The 23,040-nt window shown below is 36.1% G+C and carries 24 protein-coding genes; 15 read left to right on the top strand and 9 right to left on the bottom strand.

What is annotated here, in order from left to right:
* Positions 1–2: 2 nt before the first annotated feature.
* Positions 3–1,121: a Nif3-like dinuclear metal center hexameric protein gene (locus tag KD050_RS02195; RefSeq protein ID WP_211894646.1), complete on the top strand. Its 1,119-nt coding sequence runs from the start codon at positions 3–5 to the stop codon at positions 1,119–1,121.
* A 45-nt stretch (positions 1,122–1,166) separates the two neighbouring features.
* On the opposite strand, the gene KD050_RS02190 is transcribed toward KD050_RS02195, so the two are convergent.
* Complete coding sequence (locus KD050_RS02190; protein WP_211894645.1) at positions 1,167–2,144, bottom strand: 4-hydroxy-3-methylbut-2-enyl diphosphate reductase; 978 nt, start codon at positions 2,142–2,144, stop codon at positions 1,167–1,169.
* A 67-nt stretch (positions 2,145–2,211) separates the two neighbouring features.
* A complete protein-coding gene (gene vrrA / locus KD050_RS02185) occupies positions 2,212–2,712 on the bottom strand; it encodes a VrrA/YqfQ family protein (RefSeq protein ID WP_211894644.1) in 501 nt (166 codons plus the stop codon).
* A 104-nt stretch (positions 2,713–2,816) separates the two neighbouring features.
* On the opposite strand from vrrA, the gene KD050_RS02180 reads away from it, so the two are divergent.
* Positions 2,817–4,115, top strand: coding sequence for a DEAD/DEAH box helicase (locus KD050_RS02180; RefSeq protein ID WP_211894643.1), 1,299 nt, complete (start codon positions 2,817–2,819; stop codon positions 4,113–4,115).
* 12 nt (positions 4,116–4,127) lie between these two features.
* Positions 4,128–5,012, top strand: a complete 885-nt coding sequence (locus tag KD050_RS02175; RefSeq protein ID WP_211894642.1) for a deoxyribonuclease IV — start codon at positions 4,128–4,130, stop codon at positions 5,010–5,012.
* Positions 5,013–5,114: 102 nt separating this feature from the next.
* Here KD050_RS02175 and KD050_RS02170 read toward each other — a convergent pair whose 3' ends face one another.
* Positions 5,115–5,291, bottom strand: coding sequence for a hypothetical protein (locus KD050_RS02170; RefSeq protein WP_211894641.1), 177 nt, complete (start codon positions 5,289–5,291; stop codon positions 5,115–5,117).
* Positions 5,292–5,478: 187 nt separating this feature from the next.
* On the opposite strand from KD050_RS02170, the gene KD050_RS02165 reads away from it, so the two are divergent.
* The 3 genes from KD050_RS02165 to KD050_RS02155 are packed head-to-tail and all read left to right on the top strand — an operon-like array spanning position 5,479 to position 7,498.
* The gene (locus KD050_RS02165) at positions 5,479–6,246 is read left to right on the top strand and encodes a metal ABC transporter ATP-binding protein (RefSeq protein WP_211894640.1); all 768 of its coding nucleotides are present in this window, start codon (positions 5,479–5,481) and stop codon (positions 6,244–6,246) included.
* Positions 6,243–7,091, top strand: a complete 849-nt coding sequence (locus KD050_RS02160; protein ID WP_211894639.1) for a metal ABC transporter permease — start codon at positions 6,243–6,245, stop codon at positions 7,089–7,091. Before KD050_RS02165 ends, KD050_RS02160 begins: the two co-directional genes overlap by 4 nt.
* Positions 7,088–7,498, top strand: a complete 411-nt coding sequence (locus tag KD050_RS02155; protein WP_211894638.1) for a Fur family transcriptional regulator — start codon at positions 7,088–7,090, stop codon at positions 7,496–7,498. Before KD050_RS02160 ends, KD050_RS02155 begins: the two co-directional genes overlap by 4 nt.
* A 334-nt stretch (positions 7,499–7,832) precedes the next feature.
* Here KD050_RS02155 and KD050_RS02150 read toward each other — a convergent pair whose 3' ends face one another.
* The 4 genes from KD050_RS02150 to KD050_RS02135 form a co-directional block, all read right to left on the bottom strand.
* Positions 7,833–8,411 (bottom strand): hypothetical protein, encoded by a 579-nt coding sequence (locus tag KD050_RS02150; RefSeq protein WP_211894637.1) that lies wholly within the window; start codon positions 8,409–8,411, stop codon positions 7,833–7,835.
* 12 nt (positions 8,412–8,423) lie between these two features.
* A complete protein-coding gene (gene ispG / locus KD050_RS02145) occupies positions 8,424–9,548 on the bottom strand; it encodes a flavodoxin-dependent (E)-4-hydroxy-3-methylbut-2-enyl-diphosphate synthase (RefSeq protein ID WP_305080234.1) in 1,125 nt (374 codons plus the stop codon).
* A gap of 93 nt (positions 9,549–9,641) precedes the next feature.
* The gene (locus KD050_RS02140; protein ID WP_211894636.1) at positions 9,642–9,962 is read right to left on the bottom strand and encodes a hypothetical protein; all 321 of its coding nucleotides are present in this window, start codon (positions 9,960–9,962) and stop codon (positions 9,642–9,644) included.
* 49 nt (positions 9,963–10,011) lie between these two features.
* On the bottom strand, positions 10,012–10,512 hold the full coding sequence (locus tag KD050_RS02135; protein WP_211894635.1) for a DUF1189 family protein: 501 nt from the start codon (positions 10,510–10,512) through the stop codon (positions 10,012–10,014).
* Positions 10,513–10,684: 172 nt separating this feature from the next.
* Here KD050_RS02135 and KD050_RS02130 point away from each other — a divergent pair, with 172 nt between their 5' ends.
* The 9 genes from KD050_RS02130 (at position 10,685) to phoU (ending at position 21,366) form a co-directional block, all read left to right on the top strand.
* Positions 10,685–12,316 (top strand): Na/Pi cotransporter family protein, encoded by a 1,632-nt coding sequence (locus tag KD050_RS02130; RefSeq protein WP_235753903.1) that lies wholly within the window; start codon positions 10,685–10,687, stop codon positions 12,314–12,316.
* Entirely contained in the window at positions 12,316–12,795 is a 480-nt protein-coding gene (locus tag KD050_RS02125; RefSeq protein ID WP_211896175.1) for a DUF456 domain-containing protein, read from the top strand. The genes KD050_RS02130 and KD050_RS02125 overlap by 1 nt, the downstream gene beginning before the upstream one ends.
* Positions 12,796–13,068: 273 nt before the next feature.
* A complete protein-coding gene (locus tag KD050_RS02120) occupies positions 13,069–13,677 on the top strand; it encodes a superoxide dismutase (protein ID WP_211894634.1) in 609 nt (202 codons plus the stop codon).
* 126 nt (positions 13,678–13,803) lie between these two features.
* Positions 13,804–16,005, top strand: a complete 2,202-nt coding sequence (locus KD050_RS02115; protein ID WP_211894632.1) for a peptidoglycan D,D-transpeptidase FtsI family protein — start codon at positions 13,804–13,806, stop codon at positions 16,003–16,005.
* 963 nt (positions 16,006–16,968) lie between these two features.
* Positions 16,969–17,946, top strand: coding sequence for a PstS family phosphate ABC transporter substrate-binding protein (locus KD050_RS02110; protein WP_211894631.1), 978 nt, complete (start codon positions 16,969–16,971; stop codon positions 17,944–17,946).
* Positions 17,947–18,010: 64 nt separating this feature from the next.
* Positions 18,011–18,979 carry a phosphate ABC transporter permease subunit PstC gene (gene pstC / locus KD050_RS02105; protein WP_211894629.1) on the top strand — a complete coding sequence of 323 codons (969 nt, stop codon included), beginning with the start codon at positions 18,011–18,013 and terminating at the stop codon, positions 18,977–18,979.
* 1 nt (position 18,980) lies between these two features.
* Positions 18,981–19,859, top strand: a complete 879-nt coding sequence (gene pstA, locus KD050_RS02100) for a phosphate ABC transporter permease PstA (protein WP_211894628.1) — start codon at positions 18,981–18,983, stop codon at positions 19,857–19,859.
* Between the two features lie 27 nt (positions 19,860–19,886).
* Positions 19,887–20,687 carry a phosphate ABC transporter ATP-binding protein PstB gene (gene pstB / locus KD050_RS02095; RefSeq protein WP_211894627.1) on the top strand — a complete coding sequence of 267 codons (801 nt, stop codon included), beginning with the start codon at positions 19,887–19,889 and terminating at the stop codon, positions 20,685–20,687.
* 19 nt (positions 20,688–20,706) lie between these two features.
* Positions 20,707–21,366, top strand: a complete 660-nt coding sequence (gene phoU, locus KD050_RS02090) for a phosphate signaling complex protein PhoU (protein ID WP_211894626.1) — start codon at positions 20,707–20,709, stop codon at positions 21,364–21,366.
* 680 nt (positions 21,367–22,046) lie between these two features.
* On the opposite strand, the gene KD050_RS02085 is transcribed toward phoU, so the two are convergent.
* On the bottom strand, positions 22,047–22,517 hold the full coding sequence (locus tag KD050_RS02085; protein ID WP_211894624.1) for an MltG/YceG/YrrL family protein: 471 nt from the start codon (positions 22,515–22,517) through the stop codon (positions 22,047–22,049).
* On the bottom strand, positions 22,517–22,867 hold the full coding sequence (locus KD050_RS02080) for a hypothetical protein (protein WP_211894623.1): 351 nt from the start codon (positions 22,865–22,867) through the stop codon (positions 22,517–22,519). Before KD050_RS02080 ends, KD050_RS02085 begins: the two co-directional genes overlap by 1 nt.
* Between the last annotated feature and the right edge of the window lie 173 nt (positions 22,868–23,040).

The following is a 23,040-nucleotide window of genomic DNA, read 5'->3' as shown; positions in this document are numbered from 1 at the left end:
CGATGAAGGAAACAAATGGACAACATATTATTTCCCTTTTCGAACAATGGGCACCAAAATCATTGGCAGTCGATGGAGATCCAGTAGGCTTACAAATTGGTACTCTAAATAAAACTATAACAAAAGTTTTGGTTACCTTAGACGTGAATTTGGATACGGTAGAAGAAGCGATTATAAGTGGTTGTGAGCTTATTATTGCTCATCATCCTCCAATTTATCGAGGATTGAAAAATATGCGAACAGATTTACCTCAAGGTATTTTAATCGAGAAATTGATAAAACATGATATTGCTGTATATGCTGCACATACGAACTTAGATATCGCCGCGGGAGGGGTAAATGATTTACTCGCTACTGCTTTGCAATTAGAGAATATAGATATCCTAGAGCAAACTACCTCGGAACAATTGATGAAGTTAGCAGTATTTGCCCCGAAAGAATCCACAGATCTAGTAAGAAATGCTTTAAGTGTTGCTGGTGCAGGTCAAATCGGGGATTATTATTCATGTAGCTTCACCTCAGCTGGAGAAGGAAGGTTTAGACCTTCGGACTTAGCAAGCCCTTATATTGGTCAAGCGAATGAATTAGCAATAGTGGAAGAGGATAAAATTGAAGTAGTTTTTCCTGTTTCTATGAAAAATAATGTGTTAAAAGCATTGTTAACAAATCATCCATATGAAGAGCCCGCATTTGATTTACTATTGTTGGAATCAGAAGTAAATAAAAAAGGTCTCGGAAGAATTGGGACATTGCCTGAAAAACTAACCTTATCTGCATATGCTCAAGTAGTCAAACAGCAATTAAATGTACCTTTCGTTAGAGTTGTAGGTGATTTAACGAAGGAAGTTCAGAAAGTTGCTGTACTAGGTGGAGATGGCAACAAATATATACAGACAGCTAAAAGAGCAGGCGCAGATGTATTTATAACAGGCGATTTATATTTTCATGTAGCCCAGGACGCAGAGGCTGTTGGATTATCGGTTATTGATCCAGGACATCATGTAGAGCAGATCATGAAAATTGGAGTTGCGGAATATATGACAGAGGTTTGCATTCAAAACAAACTCTCAGTTGAATTCATCCCCTCTAAAATTTCAACGGAGCCCTTTCAATTAATTTAATATGGAATGCTATAGAAAAAGCTGCTCAATTGTGAGCAGCTTTTCCTATTTAACTGTATAGGGTTCAATACGATTTACCGGTTTTGGTATTTTAATTTTAGGAAGTATTTTTTCTGATACTGTTTTTTTCGTTGTATCATGAGTTTCGGGATCGTTTGGATCATATTTTTCTAGAAATTGAATTACTTCTTTTACAATAGGAGTTGGTGTGGAAGCGCCTGCAGTTACAGCTACATGAGAAATATTGTCCAACCATTCCAATTTTAAATCAGAGATGTCGCCAATTCTGTAAGAAGGAGTTCCAGCGATTTCCTCTGAAACTTGTGTCAGTCTGTTAGAATTATTACTCATTGGATCGCCTACTACTATTAAAAGTTCTGCTTCACCAGCTTGTTCAGCAACTGCTTCTTGTCGAACCTGAGTAGCCAAACAGATTTCTTTATGAACTTCAATATGTGGGAATTTCTCTTCTAATTTTTTCATTAGATCCACAACATCCCACTGTGACATTGTAGTTTGATTGGTAACGAGTAATTTATCTGTCGAGATTGTTAAATTTTCAACATCCTCTATTGTTTGAACAAGATGGACCTTGTCAGGTGCTACACCAATTGCACCCTCTGGCTCTGGATGTCCTTTTTTGCCGATATAAATTATATCGTAGCCTTCAGCTGTTTTTTCACTTATGAGGTCATGAGTAACTGTAACATCCGGACATGTTGCATCTATTGAAACTAGCCCCTTTTTACGAGCTAATTCTTTTACTTCTGGTGAAACACCATGAGCGGTAAAAATAACAGTACCTGTATCAACCTTCGATAATATATCTAAGCGATTTTCTCCGTCTAAAGTAATTATTCCATCCTTCTCAAATGCATCTGTTACATGTTTATTATGAACGATCATTCCCAAAATATATATAGGCCTTGGAAGAGAAGTGTCCAGTGCAGCATTTCGAGCAATAACCATTGCATCCACTACACCGTAACAGTATCCCCTAGGCGAAATTTTTTGTACTTTCATTTTACGTAACTCCCTTCAATACGAGCATACTCATATTATAACGGAGCACATGGGTGATTACAAAATTTTAAATTGGTGGCTGGAAAATTCGAGGTATGGATGCTCCGGTTGGTAAAGAAGTAGCTGCTCTTGCGGCTGTGGATGCGGCAGAAGCACTAACATTACCGGCAGCTGCAGTTGTAGCAGTTGCAGCAGCTGGAACAGACTGAAAACCACGATATAATTTCAACAGAGCTGGAACGTTTTGAATCATAGGAGCGAATTGTCTAACCATAGGCGTAAGCTGCTGAGCGGTATTTAAAAATTTGTCAGCTGTTTGTAAGTAGCCCATAGTTTTGGACATTGGTTGGCCCATTGGTTGACCCTGCTGAAAGCCTCCTGTGGGTGCTGATTGGAACTGACTAAAAAAATTAGTTGCCGGTCCTGCGGGTGCAGGTGGTGGAGGAGCCTGTTCACCTCCAAAAAAATTGAAGGAATTATTCGGAACATTCTGGGGACTGGAATTGGACATGCCAAAAAAATCATTTCCCCGATTTTGGGCGAACGGATAAAAAGATTGGTAGCGCATTTTTTCATCTCCTTTCGAACAACAAAGACTATTCTATTCTATGCAAATTATACGTTTTATGTACAATCGTGGTACAATAAAGAAATGTGAGGGAGTGACGTAGGATGTCCAAATATACAGATTATAGTTTTCAGCCTTTTTTAGTAGATGCAATTGAAAAATTAGGCTTCCAAGAACCAACGCCAATTCAAAAAGAAATGATTCCACTTGTTTTAAAGGGGAAAAGTGCGATTGGTCAAGCACACACTGGAACAGGAAAAACACATAGTTTTTTGATCCCAATTGTTGAAAAAATAGATGCTAGTAAAAAAGAAGTACAAGCAGTTATTACATCACCAACAAGAGAGCTTGCAACACAAATTTATAATGAGTTGAACAAGCTAGTAGAAGGCACAGAAATTCAGACAAAATTATTTATTGGTGGGACGGACAAAGCCCGTTCAATAGAAAAACTAAAAACACAACCACAAATTGTTGTTGGAACACCAGGTAGACTTCGTGATCTTACAGTAGAGCAAGCGTTACTTGTTCATACTGCAAATGTTTTAGTTGTAGACGAAGCGGATTTAGCTTTCGATCTTGGATTTATCAATGAAATCGATCAATTTGCGTCTCGTATGCCTGAGAAGCTAGAAATGTATGTTTTTTCTGCTACAATTCCAGAAAAATTACAACCTTTCTTAAAGAAATATATGGATTCACCAGTCCATATCAAAATAGGCGAAAAACGTCGTGTAGCAGAGGGTATTGAATTTATTGTAACTCCAGTTCGAAGTAAATCTAGGAAGAAACGTTTACTGGATGTTATGGAAGGTATAAATCCCTACCTAGCCATTATATTTGCAAATACGAAACAACATGCAGATGAAGTAGCAAATTATTTACAAGGTAATGGTGTTAAAGTTGGCGTGGTACATGGTGACATATCACCTCGTGATCGTAAACGTGTGATGAAACAAATACATGATCTAGAATTTCAATATATTGTTGCAACGGATTTAGCTGCACGAGGGATTGATATTCCTGGAGTCAGCCATGTTATCAACTATGAACTTCCAGATGATTTAGAGTTTTTCGTTCACCGTGTAGGAAGAACAGCACGTGCTGGGATGACAGGTATCGCTATTTCATTATATGAACCATCGGACGAGGATGCTTTAGTACGTCTTGAGAAAATGGGTATTCCTCTCGAACATAAAGATGTGATTAATGGAGAATGGTCAGAGCTTAAGGAGCGCCACGCACGAAAAAACCGTACTAAAAATGAAAATGAGATAGATGCAAAAGCTAAGGCCCTAGTTCGTAAGCCTAAAAAGGTAAAACCTGGCTACAAGCGTAATATGAAATGGGAAATGGATAAAGTGAAGAAAAGAGAGAGACGTATTAAAAACCGTAAGAAATAAGGAGTTGCTATCATGTTATTAGGTTCACATGTTTCTATGAGTGGAAAAGAAATGCTGCTGGGTTCGAGTAAAGAGGCTGCATCATATGGTGCAAATACATTTATGATTTATACAGGAGCACCACAAAATACCAGAAGAAAACCAATTGAAGAATTGAATATTGAAGCTGGTATTGCACATATGAAAGAAAATGGGATGTCCAATATCGTCGTTCATGCTCCTTATATTATTAATTTAGGAAATACAACAAAACCGGAAACTTTCGCGCTTGGTGTAGAGTTTCTACAAAAAGAAATTGAAAGAACTGCGCATATAGGTGCCAGTCAAATTGTTTTGCACCCAGGAGCCCATGTAGGAGCCGGTGCAGATGCTGGTATCGCTAGAATTGTTGAAGGTTTAAATGAAGTACTAGCAACCGAATTCCCTGTTCAAATAGCTTTAGAAACAATGGCTGGAAAAGGCTCGGAATGTGGTCGAACATTTGATGAACTTGCACAAATAATAGATGGGGTTGTAAACAATCATCGATTATCCATTTGCATGGATACTTGTCATATTCATGATGCTGGTTATAATATCGTCCATGATTTTGATGGTGTCCTAAATGAGTTCGATAAAATAATTGGTATTGATCGTTTAAAAGTACTTCACATCAATGATAGTAAAAATGTATGTGGTGCAGCAAAAGACCGTCATGAGAATATCGGTTTTGGTGAAATTGGATTTGAGGCATTACAATATATCGTGCATCATCCACAATTGATGGAACTGCCGAAAATTTTAGAAACACCATTTGTTGGCGTAGACGCTAAATCAAAAGAAGCCCCATACAAACATGAGATTGAAATGCTTCGTACAAAACAGTTTAATCCAGAAACTATTGATGCATTACGTTAAAGTGAAACCTCAATCAGTGGGGGTTTCATCCCCACTGACTATTAGTTAAACCATTCGGTCTGACCGTTAATACGGTAAAAAATTTTAAGGCATTATCTTCTTTTAGCCAAAAGAAGATGGTGCTTTTTCTTTTATTTCTTTATAAAGGTCCATTGCACGTTGTTCTCCAAGTATTTGAATCAATTTTTGTTGAATTGCGAGTGGTACTCCAAAAACAAGCCAGGAAAGTGAAATTTCTTTTAATAGTGGATGGACACTTTTCAACTCTCTGTCTGACAATTGTATATCGAAACCTCTTACAATTGTTTTAAATTCCTTTAATGTACATGTTTGAAGCTGTTGAATAAATTTATGGATATCCAGAAAAACATCCTTTCAAGCAATTTTTATTTACACATAGTGCATTATGGATTATACTAAAAACTTGTAAATCGTAATCATTCTTAATTAGAATCGAGGAATAATAATGGGAACCCCATTTATCAGCTTAAATAATATTTCGTACCAATATGAACAAACAAAGGCGTTAATCGACATTAATCTAACGATTGCAGAAGGTGACTTTTTAGCAATTATTGGACCGAATGGCTCTGGGAAATCCACATTATTAAAAATAATACTAGGGCTATTAAAACCGACAAAAGGAGAGGTACTTCTTTTTGGAAAGCCGGTCTCTCAGTTTAAGGATAAAGAGCGCATTGGGTACGTTTCACAAAAATCAAATTCATTTAATACTGGTTTTCCAGCTACTGTAACAGAGGTAGTAAGAAGTGGTTTGGTAAAGAAAACAGGATTATTTCATCGTTATCCTGCAAATGTTGATAAACAAGTGAAGCAAGCATTAAAATCAGTAGGTATGGATGAATTCTCTATGAAAAATATAGGTGACCTTTCCGGCGGGCAGCAACAGCGAGTCTTTATCGCAAGAGCGTTGATCAGTAATCCGAATGTATTGATATTAGACGAGCCAACAGTAGGAGTAGATAGCAAAAATGTAAAATCGTTTTATAATATGTTAAGTCATTTAAATCGGGAACATAATATTACGGTTGTTTTAGTTACACATGATGTCGATGCAGTATCCAAAAGTATTAGTCACGTGGCCTGTTTAAATCAGCGAATTCATTTTCACGGCTTTAAAAATGAAATGGATCAGATGAGTGACGAACAATTAGAGGCTTGGTATGGACATGCAGTTCGTAAAGTCGATCATCAAAGTGAGGTAAGATCATGATTGAGTCTATTTTTCAGTATGAGTTTTTACAAAATGCCTTTGCCTCAGGCTTAATCATTGGTTTTATTGCTCCACTATTAGGTGTATTTATCGTTGTACGCAGACTTTCGTTAATAGCAGATGCATTGAGCCATGTTACTTTAGCAGGTATTGCTGGTAGCCTATATTTAAGCCAAACCTTCGGGGCATTAGCTTTATTAAACCCTCTGTATTTAGGAATTGTAGCATCGGTAACCGGCTCGTTGTTTATTGAAAGATTAAGAAGATTATATAAACACTATGAGGAACTTGCTATACCAATAATCATGTCTGCTGGTCTTGGTTTTGGTGCAATTTTTATCTCATTAGCAGAGGGATTTAGTTCTGACTTATTTAGTTATTTATTTGGTTCTGTATCGGCAGTAAGTCGTCAGGATTTATGGATTATTATTGGTATTACTTTTATTGTAATATTATTTTTAAGTTTATTTTTTAAGGAATTATTTGTGCTTTCTTTTGATGAGGAATATGCGAAAGCATCAGGTCTTCCAGCTAAATGGATTCATGTTTTATTTATGATTGTGACTGCATTAGTTATTGCAGGGTCTATGCGAATTGTTGGTATCTTACTTGTATCCTCACTTATGACATTACCCGTTGCTGCTGCTATGCGTATTTCAAAAAGCTTTAAACAAGCGATTCTGCTATCTGTAATATTCGGCGAGTTGTCTGTTATTGTCGGTTTAGTTAGTGCATTCTATTTAGATTTAGCACCAGGTGGAACAATTGTAGTTACATCGATTATCATTTTACTTCTAACTATTTTATCGAAAAAGATAGGGAGCAAGGGAGCTGTTTCAGGGTGAATATAGAAAAAGCATGGGACATTCTTAAAAATGAAGGATTTAAAAAAACAGATAAACGTGAGCAAATACTCAGTATTTTTTCAGAAACAGAAAAATATATAACAGCTAAAGACATTCTTAATGTGATGAAAAAAGAACATCCTGGGATGAGCTATGATACAATTTATAGAAATTTAAGCACATTTGTAGATTTGGGGATTTTAGAAGAAACTGAGTTAACAGGGGAGAAACATTTTAGAATGCAGTGTGAGGCTGATCATCATCATCACCATTTCATCTGCATGTCCTGCGGTAACATTAAAGAAATTCCATTTTGTCCAATGGAAGTACTACAAAATGCAATACCTGGATACGAGATAGAAAATCATAAATTTGAAATCTACGGCAATTGCCCTTCATGTCATTAATAAAAAGTAGTGTAAACCAGCATATGGTTTGCACTATTTTTTTGATATTTTGCTAAACATGTTTGACATATTGTGAGGTGTTTATATGTGAAATATAATGACAAGGGAACGTAAGGAAAAACCTGTCTCAAGATGAACTTGCGCAGCTTTGTCGGGTAATAAACGAAAATCAAATTAACTCCCTACTACAAATTATATTCTAGGCGAAATCCGAACAATGTTGATTTCTGCTCCTGGCGAAATAGAAAGCAGTAGTATCAGTTAATCCGCAACATGATTAACTATATTTACTTATCTATAAAAAAGGCTAACCTCTGAGAGGTTAGCCTTAAATTTATTTTATTGACATTGAAAATTCCTTTTCAATCCATTTATTCGCTTCAATCCAATTATTTACTCGGATAACGCGAGATGGAACTGGCAACTGATTATACGGAGTATTAAATAATAACACTGGAATATCAAGTTCCTCACTAATTTCTACTGCGTTATCATGTTTGTCTTCGAAAAATGCGTGAACACCATGTTTACGAGCAGTTTCAATTTTGTTATGTGTTCCTATTAACTCAATGTGATCGTATAACAGTTCTTGTTGTTTGAACCAATCTAACGTAATATCCATCACATTATCTCCACGAGCGGAAATGAAATATAACTCGTATTTTTCTTTCCAAGCCGATAATACAGCGTGTGCATCTGGTTGAATAGGCGAAGTAGCATAAATGATAGGTTCTGCTTTCTTAAACCATTCATAGAAATCCTTCTCACTTACAGGAAACGCCTTTGTTAAATCATATTCTTTTATATCCTCTAGCTGTAAATTACATTTAAATGCTTCGTTAATATGGGGAAGCAAAGAAGTAGGGGATGTTACTGTCCCGTCTATATCGATACCAAATCGTATATTCGTCAATTGCACCATTCCTTACGCTTGTTGTTTTTCTTGATCTTGCTGTTCTTCTAGTTCTTTATTTGCAAAATATTCTGCAGCAATCTTATCTATTTCAACTTTTAGTTCCTCTACCATTGTTTCTTCAGGTACTTTACGAACTGTTTTGCCCTTCATGAATAACAGACCTTCTCCACGTGCGCCTGCGATCCCTATATCAGCTTCACGAGCCTCACCAGGACCGTTAACTGCGCATCCAAGTACTGCAACTTTAATAGGTGCTTTAATTTTTGAGATGTATTCTTCCACTTCATTTGCAATTTTTATTAGGTCAATTTCAATGCGCCCGCATGTAGGACAAGAGATTAAAGTAGCTGCATTAGAAGATAATCCAAAAACTTTTAGTAATTCGCGAGCAACTTTAATTTCTTCTACTGGGTCTGCACTTAAGGACACACGCATCGTGTTACCGATTCCCATACTTAACAGTGTTCCTAATCCAGCAGCACTTTTGATAGAACCTGAGAAAAGTGTTCCAGACTCAGTAATTCCTAAATGCAGAGGGTAGTCAAATGCTTCTGATGCTTTACGGTAAGCTTCAACAGCAAGTGTTACATCCGATGCTTTCATAGAAACGATGATGTCATGAAAGTCTAAGTCTTCTAGAATTTTAATATGATGTAACGCACTTTCTACCATTCCATCAGCTGTAGGGTAACCGTATTTTTCTAAAATCTTTCTTTCTAGGGAACCAGCGTTTACCCCAATTCGAATTGGAATCCCTTTTGCTTTAGCTGCATTAACAACCGCTTCTACTTTTTCTTTACGCCCAATATTACCTGGGTTAATACGTATTTTATCAGCACCTTGCTCAATCGCAATTAGCGCTAACTTATAGTCAAAGTGTATATCCACTACTAAAGGGATATTAATACGTTTTTTTATTTCTCCGATAGAATATGCTGCGCGTTCATCTGGACATGCGACACGTACGATTTGACAGCCGGCTTCCTCTAATCGTAGGATTTCAGCAACTGTTGCTTCTACGTCATGTGTTTTTGTTGTTGTCATACTTTGTATAAATAGCTCATTGCTTCCACCTATTGTTAAGTTTCCAACTCGCACTGGACGAGTTTTGGAACGATGAATTATTCCACTCATGAAATTCTCTCCTTCTTGAGGCATATGCCATCACTATCCATCATTTTATCAGTCTTTTGAATGAAATGACAAGAAAGAAAGCTCTACTTTACATTATTTACATTCCGCAGACAGTGCATAAACAGGTAACAATACATTTTCTCCTACTTTGAAGGACTGATTTATAAAATGCGGATTTAGATTATAAAAGTCAGTTAGTCTCTCTGTGAAAGTGATAGATTCATTAGAAGGATATAGAGAAAATAAGGAATGTAGTGTATCTCCCGCGACAATTTCTACTGTTATATAATCTAATTTTTTTTCACATTCAACTGGCTGAGAAGAGTAGGCAAGTGGGATGGTTCCCTCGATTAAATCTACTTTTACGATATAAAAAGAAATGAGTAATAGAATAGTTGCTACGAATATTTTCATATTAAAACCCCCTCTACCTACTCTATGCAGGGTAAAGGGGTACTATGTATTATCTTTTAACTGGATAGTATTTAGTTGCTGAAATGATAATTACTAAACTTATAGTATAGATTACGAGTTGAATATAGTTATTAGAAAGTTGTAGTATAGCAAAAATGATAGATAGCAACATCGGAATCGTATTTGCAAATAAAGCCGTTCTCCAAATATGACGATAATCACCTTTTCTTTTTCTAATGTGAAGGATGATACTCCCTATGTATGCAAATATACTAATACGAACAAAAATAAATAAAGTATTCAATACAAATAAGAATATAAAGGAGAATGGATATAAGAGCCATTGAATCTGAGAAAAGTACTCAAGTAATCCTTCCATCGATTGTTGTTGGTCAGAAATTCCGTTAAGAAAATAAACAAAAGAGATAATGGACATGATTAATATATAAATAAATATATATTGCATTACTTTCCCAATCGGAATAAGTCGAAATGCAGCCATTTTTTTGGAACTATATAAGCTAGATTTGAACAGTTGTAATAAACTCAAATGATGTCACCCTTTCACTTATATTCTAACATCAAAGATACGGAAAACAAAAAGTAGAAATTACTTTGTTAAGAAATTGTAAATAATATTTGAATCTATTTACAATACCTTCATTATTAATGAATAATAGGTATGTATGTGAAAATTGTCGAAAACGGGAGTTGAGTATTAAGTGGAATTAAATTGGCAAGAAATGCTCTTTCAATTTTTTGGTGGATTGGGTATTTTCTTATTCGCCATTAAATTTATGGGTGATGGTCTTCAAAAAGCTGCGGGGGATAGACTTCGTGACATTTTAGATAAGTACACAACCAATCCTTTTATGGGTGTTTTAGTCGGTATTATCGTTACTGTTCTTATTCAGTCTAGCTCGGGTACGACGGTTATAACAGTTGGGTTAGTTAGCGCAGGATTTATGAAGCTAAGACAAGCAATTGGAGTAATTATGGGTGCCAATATCGGTACAACTGTAACTGCTTTTATCATCGGCTTCGATGTTGGTGGATATGCTTTACCTATAATGGCTGTTGGGGCATTTCTTTTGTTCTTCTTTAAGAAAAACAAAATTCAAAATTTAGGAGAAGTTATTTTTGGTTTTGGTGGGTTGTTCCTTGGACTCGAACTGATGAGCGATGGGATGAAGCCTCTAAGAGAAATGACTGCTTTCACTGACTTTACACTTAGTATGAGTGATAGCCCTATTCTTGGAGTATTTGCAGGAACAATTTTTACATTAATCGTTCAAAGTTCGAGTGCAACTGTTGCAATTTTACAAGGACTTTATGCAGAAAACCTTCTTTCATTATCAGGCTCTCTGCCAGTTCTATTCGGAGATAATATTGGTACAACTATTACAGCGATACTTGCTTCTTTAGGTGCTTCAGTTGCAGCCAAACGCGCAGCAGCTACACATGTACTATTTAACGTCGTCGGTAGTATAATATTTTTAATTTTGTTGACGCCTTTTACAATGTATATACAGTGGATATCTGGAGTGCTTGATTTGGAAAGTAAAATGCAAATAGCATTTGCCCACGGATCTTTTAATGTAGCTAATACGATGATACAATTCCCGCTTATTGGTGCATGGGCTTATCTTGTTACAAAACTTATTCCAGGAGAAGATGTCTCAATTGAATATAAACCAAAACATTTAGACGTTCACTTTATTGAACAATCACCATCCATTGCAATTGGACAGGCAAAAGAAGAAATATTGCGTATGGGTGCTCTAAGTGTTCAAGGACTAGAAACAACTTATTCTTATTTAAGAACGAATAACAAAAAAGAAGCAGCCTTAGGCTATCAAATAGAAGATGCTTTGAATAATTTAGATCAGAAAATTACAGATTATCTCGTACAGATATCTTCTCAGTCTTTATCAGCACAAGATTCTGCTCGACATAATATCTTAATGGATACGGTACGAGATGTAGAAAGAATTGGGGATCACTTTGAAAATATTATTGAATTAATCGAATATAGAGAAGTGAATCGTTTAATTCTTACAGAAGATGCTATAAAAGATGTTTCAGAAATGTTTGAGCTTACAATAACAACAGTTTCGAAAGCATTGGAAGCATTAGATACGAACAATGTTGAATTAGCGCAAAACGTGTCGGAGCAAGAAAATGTAATTGATAAAATGGAACGTCAGTTTAGAAAAAATCACATACTTCGCGTAAACGAAGGACATTGCTCTGGTCAAGCGGGAATTATGTTTGTAGATATTTTGAGCAACCTTGAGCGTATAGGTGATCACGCTTCTAATATTGCAGAAGCAGTTTTAGGTAAAAGAATATGATAGAAATTATCGGTTGGATATTAATCGTTATATGTTTCATCGTCGCCTTTGTCGGAACGTTCTATCCAATAATTCCATCAGTAGTGTTTATGCTTTTGGGATATGTGGTATATGGGTTGTTTTTTTCCTTTACAGAGCTAACATGGCTGTTTTGGGTAATTCAAATTTTGTTTGTTGTATTATTGTTTAGTGCAGATATGGCGGCAAATGCTTTTGGTGTGAAAAAGTTCGGTGGCACTAAAGCTGGGGTTTGGGGAAGTACAATTGGACTGCTTTTTGGTCCATTTGTTATTCCTGTAGCAGGTATTTTAATAGGACCATTTATAGGGGCCGTTATTGCAGAATTAATCGTTACGCGCCTTGGTTTAAAACAAGCAATTAAGTCAGGTGTAGGTTCTTTAATTGGTTTTTTAACTTCATCTGTAGTAAAAATTATTATTTTAGTCATTATGCTCATTGTGTTTGTTTTCTTCGTATAAAGTGAAACTTCAATCAGTGGGGAGTATCTTCATCCACACTGATTGTTGGTTGAACCATTCGAGCGTTTACGGGCAGTTGATTTTAACTATACGCTTCAATTCTTGGACAAGGCGTTGAAATTGGAAGTGATTACTGCCCGTTAATGCGGAATAAGTTCAGTCAAAAGTATGATAATAATTATTTTAGTCGATTTTAATTGAACGATTGTTCATAGTTTGATACGCTAATACATGGAAAGAATTTTCTAAAATATTTTTTAGGAGGAAACAATAATGGCATATGAATTACCAGAATTACCTTACGCATATGATGCACTAGAACCACATATCGACAAAGAAACGATGAATATTCATCACACTAAACACCACAATACTTACGTGACAAACGTAAATAATGCGCTTGCAGATCATTCTGATTTACAAGGCAAATCAGTGGAAGAGTTAATCGCAAATTTAGATGCTGTTCCTGAAGCAATTCGTACGGCAGTTCGCAACAATGGTGGCGGACATGCTAACCACTCATTATTTTGGCAAATCCTTTCACCAAACGGTGGCGGAAATCCAACAGGTGAATTAGCTACAGCAATCGATGCTAAATTCGGTAGCTTTGATGCATTTAAAGAAGAGTTCGCTAAAGCAGCTACAACTCGCTTTGGATCAGGTTGGGCTTGGTTATCAGTAGCTAATGGAGAATTAGAAGTTTCTTCTACAGCGAACCAAGATTCACCGATTATGGAAGGTAAAACTCCATTATTAGGTTTAGACGTATGGGAGCATGCTTACTACCTAAACTATCAAAACCGTCGTCCTGACTACATCGGTTCATTCTGGAATGTAGTAAATTGGGATGAAGTATCAAAACGTTTTGCTGCTGCAAAATAATAATATTGGTTTAGCAGTATAATTTGCATAATAATTGAAACTTAGCACACACTTTTTCGTCTAAAAGTGTGTGCTTTTTATGTTACACTATACTTAAGGAAATTATTTAATAAAGAAGGTGATCTCATGCGAAAAATTCCAAATAAACGTACACAAAGTATGAAGGCTAAACAACGAGCAAATATTACTTTTCGTATGAACATACTGTTTTTCTCGATATTTGTACTTTTTACAATGCTTATTCTTCGCTTAGGCTATTTACAAATAGTAAAAGGAGAAGATTATACGCGAGCTTTAGCTCGTACCGAAGAAGTCCCGGTAAATACTAGTGTACCCCGCGGTCGAATTTTCGATAGTGAAGGGCGAATAATGGTTGATAATCTTCCTCAACGAGCGATTACGTATACAAAAATGCAAACAACGAAATCAAAAGAAATGTATAAAATTGCAGAAACATTAAGTATTCTAATAGAAAAGAAACCAAACGGTATTACCAAGAGTGATTTGCAGGATTTCTGGTTAACAAAATATCCAGAGGAAGCACTTGAATTGGTGACAGATAAAGAGCGTAAAGCAATAGAAGCAGATGAAGAATTAGAAAAAAAAGAGCAAAATAGAGCAATCGACCGTTTGACTAGAAGTAGAATTACGGATGAACAACTGAATTCCTTTACCGCAGATGAATTGGAAGTCATTGCAATTTATAGAGAAATGGCTTCTGGATATGCATTATCTCCTCAGATTATTAAAGGGGATGACGTGAAAGAAGAAGTTACAGTTGAAGAATTTGCACGGGTCTCTGAAAGACTAGGTGATTTAGAGGGAGTAAATACTACAACAGATTGGAGAAGAGTAAAAACTTCCTCACTTGCTATATTAGGCTCAACTACATTACCCAAAGTAGGTATTCCAAAAGACCGATTAGATTATTTTCTATCTCGAGACTATTCTCGAAATGATCGTGTAGGAACAAGTTATATTGAACAACAGTATGAGGAAGTACTCCAAGGTCAAAAAAGTGTTGTCAAAAATATAACTGATGGAAAAGGAAGAGTTATCGATATTCAAACAGTTTATGAAGGAGAACCAGGAAAAGATTTAGTGTTAACAATGGATAGTGAAATTCAATTAGCACATGAAGAAATTCTAGCAGAAGAACTACTTAAATTGAGTAAAAACAATGGTGCTCAATATTTGCAAAATGCTTATTTTATTATGATGGATCCATATACTGGGGAAGTACTTTCACTAGTAGGTAAAAGAATTGGGAAAAATGAAGATACAGGTGCAAAAGAAATCAAAGACTACGCATTTGGTGCATTTACTAATGCATATGAAGTGGGGTCCACAGTGAAACCAGGTACAATACTTACAGGTTATCGCGAAGGGGTATTAGAAATCGGAACCTCACTAGTAGATGAACCAATCCGTATAAAGGGGTCGGAGCCAAAAAGTTCTGTATTTAACCGATCCGGAAGTATACGGATGACTGATTTACAAGCACTAGAGCGTTCTTCAAACGTGTATATGTTTAAAACAGCTTATGGAATTGCGGGCAGTACTTATCGAGCAAATCAGTCTATTAACTTTGGGACAGATGCCTTTCTTAAAATGAGAAGTGGATATGCTCAACTTGGACTCGGAGCATTAACAGGAATAGATCTGCCTGGAGAAGTGAACGGGAGCACTGGTGGATTTGAAGATGGTAAACTATTAGACTTAAGTATTGGACAGTTTGATACGTACACTACATTGCAACTAGCTCAGTTTGCTTCTACTCTTGCTAATGGTGGTAGTAGAATTCAACCTCATGTAGTTAAGGAAATTAGAGAGCCTTCTGAGGATGGTGTCCAACTAGGTAAAGTAGTAAAAGAAATGACTCCAAATATATTAAACACAGTAGATAACACTCGTGAGGAGATTGAACGTGTTCGTCAAGGTATGAAACTCGTGTATTTTGGTGATAGAGGAACGGCTAGAGGCGCTTTTTCAAATGCCCCATTTACTGGTGGAGGAAAAACAGGAACTGCTCAATCTAGCTACTTTGATGCAGAATTATGGCGAACATTTGGTACTGTAAACTTAACTCATGTTGGTTTTGCCCCATATGATAATCCTGAGATAGCATACGCACTTGTTATCCCACATGCTTCATTGGAATCGTCATATAAAACAAATTATTCTACGGCAATAGCGCGTAGACTTGTCGATAAATATTTTGAAATCAAACAAAAAAATAATGCAACATCAGTAAGTGATTCCACTTCTACTTCTCTTATAAAACCAGCATTCACAAATGCAAAAATAGATGAAGAAGAAACAGAATAATTAAGCTAATAATAGAGAACAAAAGGGAAGTGAGTCGATCACTTCCCTTTTATTTATGAAAGTATAAAATTTTGTGCCTTGGATTCAGATATCCAGTTTTTTAAAGGATAAGTTCTATTTAATAATACTTCTGATTTCCGTTTCAACGCACTTTCATGTTTCGAAGCTAGCACAGCGATGCAGAAACAGGAGGTCGCTGACCGCTGGTAAGGCCGAGCCTGCTTGTTCGCTACGCTCCCTGCTGGGGCTCTACTTTCTGATTGGAGTCTCAACGCTTCACTACAATATAAAAAGGGTGTAGTACTCAACCATAAGAATTAGCGAAGCATCTCGCTAGATGAAAGAATTAATTTAACATAATAATCATCCTAAAGTCGCTGATTAATTAAGTAAGCTATTTTCTTTTAAAATTCTGCTGAAATTTTCATCATTTTTACGTAGTGAAAATACAAAGTAATTGTAAGTGTGTATTCAATATAGAAAAATAGGTGCGCCAGAAATTATATCTTCTGGTGTTTTTTTTATATGTAAGGAAGAATTTCTGCCCTTCTTCCCAGAAGGATTACTAAACTTGGACCTATAGTTGAAGAAGAGCGACGGACAGATAAATGCTATAAGATTATTGAAAAAAGAAATGCTGGTCTTGACCTTAGTCACGACCAGCCTTTTAAAAATAGAGCAAAAATCTGTCCATAGCACTTCGGAAACAATAGAAACAGGTTTTGACTTTAAAGTGTGGATGCACTTTTCTTCTTCTTCAAATATCAATTGTCCTTCTATGGACAAATCTGTACTTTCTTCTATATAAATGATTATTACTCCATAAACTCCACTAAAATTTCAAACTTCACTCCCATTTCTATTTACAAAAGCTTTACACTCCATTCATACAGACTAAATATACAACCTTTAAAGTAAAGCTTGTAAGAAAAAGAAAACAAAACATATAGGGGGATTTACCTGATGAAAAGCTGGAAGTATTTTATGATGACAACAATGGTTGGTTCGGCACTTGCTCTAGGAGCTTGTGGAGATGATTCAACTACAGACGAAGTTGAGAACGAAACTGGTACAGAAGAAGCTGCAACAGGTGATACTCAAGATGAAGCAGTTCTAGAAGGACAAGTTTCCGGTGATGGTTCAAGTACAGTAGCACCAATTATGGAAGCACTTGTTGAAGAATATGCAGGAGTACAAGATAAAGTTCAAGTAACTGTTGGGGTATCAGGAACTGGTGGAGGTTTTGAAAAATTCATCGCTGGTACAACAGATTTCTCAAATGCATCTCGTCCTATTAAAGACGAAGAGAAAGCAGAATTAGAAGCAGCAGGAATTGATTTTACAGAATTTAAACTTGCAAATGATGGTTTAACAGTAGTAGTAAGCAAAGATAATGACTGGGTTGAAGATGTAACAGTAGAAGATTTAAAGAAAATGTGGATTGAAGATGGAACGACAAAAAAATGGTCTGACATTAATCCAGATTGGCCAGCAGAAGAAATTGTCTTCTACTCTCCTGGTACAGATTCCGGAACTTATGACTATTTTGATGAAGTAATTCTTGATGAAGCAGATCTTGTAAAATCTGCAACGCTATCAGAGGATGATAACGTATTAGTACAGGGTGTCCAAGCGGATAAAAATGCAATTGGTTTCTTTGGTTATGCTTACTACTTGGCAAACCAAGATACTTTAAAAGCAGTTAAAATTGAGGGTGTTGAGCCTAATAACGAAACGATTGAATCTGGTGAATATTCACCACTTTCGCGTCCATTATTCACTTATGTAAGTAACAAAGCGCTTGCTGAAAATGCTGCATTATATGACTTCATGCAATATTCTTTAGAAAATGCAGGGGATATGGCTGAAGCAGTAGGATATGTTCGTCTGGCAGATGCTGAGTATGATAAGGGTCTATCTACTCTAGAAGGTTTAAAATAAGTTGCTATATAGGTAAACGGAAAATGTAAGGAATGGGTAGCTCCTGCTACTCATTTCTTGCGTTATGGTAAAAGGGGGATTCACCGTGAGTCAAAAGCATAGTGCCCAAAAGCTTTCGGTACAAGAGCTTATCCAGAAATCGAGTGGCAAAAAGCAGAAGAAATTAATAGAAAAGATGATTCCGATTATCCTATTATTGATAGCTTCTGTCTCTGTCCTAACGACATTTGGAATTGTTGGAACATTGATTGTTGAAACGTTCATATTTTTTAAAGAAGTAAAAGTTACAGACTTTTTATTCGGTACAGAATGGTATCCTTTTGCAAATTCAGAACAATTATTTGGAATACTCCCATTGATAGCGGGTACGTTAAAGGTAACTGCTATTGCAGTTATAGTTGCTGTACCATTTGGGATTGCATCAGCAATTTTCTTAAGTGAGTATGCTTCTGATAAATCAAGAAGAATTATTAAACCTATTTTAGAAGTATTAGCGGGAGTTCCTACAATTGTATATGGATTCTTTGCTCTAACATTTGTTACGCCTTTGCTTCAACAGTTTATACCGGATTTAAAAATCTTTAATGCACTAAGTCCTGGGATTGTGGTAGGAGTTATGATCTTACCAATGATTGCATCATTATCAGAAGATGCAATGTCCTCCGTTCCTAATTCGATACGCGAAGGTGCTTTAGCTATGGGTTCAACCAAATTAGAAGTAGCGTTGAAGGTAGTTTTACCAGCAGCACTTTCAGGAATTACGGCTTCAATAGTATTAGCAGTTTCTCGTGCAATTGGTGAAACAATGATTGTTTCTCTAGCAGGTGGCTCTACACCAAAGTTCGATTTCAATGTAACAGAATCCATCCAAACAATGACTGCGTATATTGTTCAGGTTTCATCTGGTGATGCGGGTTATGGAACCACAATTTATTACTCGATCTATGCAGTTGGATTTACTTTATTCCTCTTTACTCTGTTAATGAACTATCTTGCTCACGTTATTTCTAAAAAGTATCGGGAGGAATATTGATATGAGATATGTGAATCATGAAGCGGTTGTAAAGAAAATGAACAAACGATTAATTGTAAACCGTGTTTTCAAAACGATATTTTTTGCTGCAACTTTATTTGCCTTATTAGTTTTGGGAGTGCTTTTCTACCGTATCATCTCTCAGGGAGTAGGTTATTTAACACCTGAATTTTTCCAGAACTTCGGCTCACGTATACCTGAAAAAGCAGGTATTAAAGCAGCATTAATTGGTTCTATATGGTTGATGTGTGTAGTTGCACCAGTATCTATTATTCTTGGTGTTGGGACAGCTATTTATCTTGAAGAATATGCTACAAAAAATAAATTAAATGATTTTATTAGAATGAATATTTCTAACTTAGCAGGTGTTCCATCTGTAGTGTTCGGTTTATTAGGTTTAACGATTTTTGTTCGGGCTTTGGCACTCGGAAATAGTGTGTTAGCTGCTGGCTTTACAATGAGCTTGCTCATACTACCAGTCATTATTGTTGGGGCGCAAGAGGCAATAAGAGCTGTCCCGCAAGATGTGCGTGAGGCTTCATATGGTATGGGAGCGACAAAGTGGCAAACCATTATTAATATTGTTTTGCCCTCCGCTATACCAGGTATTTTAACTGGCGCAATTTTAGCACTTTCCCGTGCAGTAGGAGAGACGGCACCTTTAGTAGTAATTGGTATTCCAGTAATTGTTCACTTTCTACCGGATAATTTACTAAGCCAATTCACTGCACTACCGATGCAAATTTATGATTGGGCGAAAAGACCTCAAGAGGCCTTCCAATACGTTTCATCGGCGGGAATTCTTGTGCTCATGATTTTCTTGCTAATTATGAACTCAATTGCAATCTTTATCCGAAATAAATTCCAAAAACGCTATTAAACACGATGAATTTTAGGAGGAACTTAAATGGTACAATTGTTAGAAAAAGGGTCAGCAAGTCAAAAGGAAGCATCTAGTATTGTATACGATACACAAAAGTTAAACTTATGGTATGGAAATCATCACGCACTTAAAAATATCGATTTAAAGATTAAAGAAAATGAAGTTACTGCTATAATCGGACCATCTGGCTGTGGTAAGTCAACCTATATTAAAACGTTAAATCGTATGGTAGAATTAGTACCTACAGTTAAAACATCGGGAGAAATTCTGTATCGTGAACGAAACATCTTTGATGCAAATTACGGAGTAGAGGAACTACGTACGAAAGTGGGGATGGTTTTCCAAAAGCCTAATCCATTTCCAAAGTCTATTTATGACAATATTGCTTATGGTCCGAGAATACACGGTATAAGAAACAAAAAGGTTTTAGACGAGATCGTTGAGAAAAGTTTACGTGGAGCTGCTATATGGGATGAAGTGAAAGACCGTTTAACAACGAATGCTTATAGTTTATCTGGCGGTCAGCAGCAACGTATTTGTATAGCTAGATGTCTTGCTATAGAACCAGATGTTATTTTAATGGATGAACCGACATCGGCACTCGATCCAATTTCCACACTTAAAGTAGAGGAATTAATACAAGAGCTGAAAGAAGATTATTCAATCATTATCGTGACACATAATATGCAACAAGCTGCACGTATTTCGGATAAAACAGCATTTTTCTTGAATGGGGAAGTTGTCGAATTCGATACGACAGATGTTATTTTTTCAACGCCTGAAGATAAACGGACAGAAGATTATATATCAGGTCGTTTTGGATGATGAAGGGGGTTATTCTAACATGGTAGGAAGAGAGAAGTTCGATGCAGATCTGAAATTGGTTCAGTCTTTGTTACTGGAGTTAAGTAATACAGCTATTGACACATTAGACAATTCTATGAGTTATCTTTTTGAGAAAAATATTGAAGGTGCACTGGCCATACTTGATAATGATGAACATATTAACCGTATGGAAGAAGAAGTGAATGATCGAGTAATTTTGTTAATAGCAAAACAACAACCAGTTGCAACTGATTTACGAAGATTAATGGTGCTTGTCAAAATTGCTGCAGATATGGAGCGAATTGGTGATTATGCTTGTAATATCGCAAAGGAAACTATTCGTATTGGTAAAGATGAGCATATTGAGCCAATAATTTTGCTTGAAGAAATGCGCATCAAAACAATTAAAATGCTTAAACAGGTTCTCGATGCATTTACGAACGAGAATATGGAGGAAGCTAAAAGTATAGCTAAATTGGATGATGAAGTGGATGAAATGTACGGGCATATTATTCGGACACTTCTCACTACAGGAGTGAATAATCCTATCCATCTAAGTCAGGTAACTCAATTATCATTTGTGTCACGTTATTTAGAGAGATCTGCAGATCATGCAACAAATATTGCAGAACGCCTTCTATATTTATTAAAAGGTAAGCATTACGAATTAAATAATTAAAACATGATAGTAAATGAAAAACGGTAGATACCTAATTGAGGTATCTACCGTTTTTCATGTGAAATCTACTATTCATGGAGCTTCTAAGAGCCGTAGAGCCTATATTACTGCTGATTTCCGTCCCAGGTGGACGCTTTCCGCGGGGTCTCGACTTTCTCGCCGTTCCTGCTGGAGTAGCCACCTTGCACTCCAATCAAATAGCTGGCAGTACTCCACTTGAAGATTTGGCAAAGCATATCGCTGAGATTAGAAGATGAGCCAAAGTTAATGTTGAGATAAAATAATTTGAAATCGCTGATGAAGTAGAAATACTGTAATTAAATGATAGACGAAGGCAAACAATTTTCTTTTACTAGTGGAAATAAAGAAAATAGTAAGTGTTTACACAATAAAGAAGCGAAATAGCTCCAGATATTGTATCTTCTGGAGCTTACACAAGGAAAAGGAAAGTAGCTTTTCTCTAGTTATCAAAAACCGAACTAACTTGTTTCTAAACGTTGTAGAAGGGCGACGGACAGATAAATGCCAATAGATTACCGAAAAAAGAAAGGCTGGTCGTGACCCCAGTCACGACCAGCCTTTCAAAAAAATTACGGTAATAATATAGCGACTAGACTGTCCTAAACGCTTCGAAAACGATAGAAATAGGTTTTGACCTTATATTGGCGCCGTGCGCATTTTTAGCGAGTGATAGTTTCAGCAATTTGTTTTAAAGACATGGAGGAGTTAACCTCGTAGTTTCCTACTTGAATGCGTCCTGCTAATTCTTGATCAGAAAAATAATTATCCAAATCCACTTTATTTAGTATAATACCAGCATCTTCTAATTTTGCACTAATCTCCGAGGATGTCATACCTATTTGAATGGAGAGAGTCATCGATGCTTCAGATGGAGTATGTTCAGAAGTTGGTTCGGTTACAATAGTTTCTTCTGGTGCACTTGTTTTGACTTGTTGTGCATTATTCAAATCTAGTTGTAGCGCTGCTAGTTGTTTTTTTACATCTGAAAGTTCCTGTTGAGCTTGATCATAAGCATCCTTAGTTATTGCGCTTGTAGAAGTAATATCTTCTTTTACGACGAATCCTTCTATTTGAAATGCTGCTCCAGCAAGAAATAAGCCAATTCCTATATTCCGAATAGTCTTATTCATCACTTTCCACCACCAATTACGTATTTTATTTCATCAATGGTTAAAGAGGAACGGTCACTAATTTCTTTTAACGAATAACCTTGTTTATGCAATTCCAGCACTTGATTTTTTATAATATCATGGATGACGTGCTTCGTTTGTTTTTTAACCGGTATAGAGACTTTTGAAGATTCGATAAGTAGTTCTTCCTCTACTACTTTAAGTCTTCGCTTGATAGCGTTCGTTTCTTGATAAACCGTGAACGATAGGTCTTCTAATTCCGACTCCATTTTTTTGGAGGAGTCCTTGAAGAAAAAAGAAATTGTTATTAATACAACTCCAATAAACATTATAATGATGGAAAAGTCCATAGTATTCACCTCTATTGTTATATTCCTATACTCATACTACCATATCCGAAAAAAAATTGAATAATTTCCTGTATTAATAGTAGATTTTATTTGGATATATGCTATAATTGGTTAGTCGTATAAATCATGCTCAAGTTTTATATTTAATCCTGACAAAGAGTGGGAGGGACAAC

It is taken from the genome of Psychrobacillus sp. INOP01 (assembly GCF_018140925.1).
GTDB lineage: Bacteria > Bacillota > Bacilli > Bacillales_A > Planococcaceae > Psychrobacillus.
This window is presented reverse-complemented; position numbering and strand designations above follow the sequence as displayed.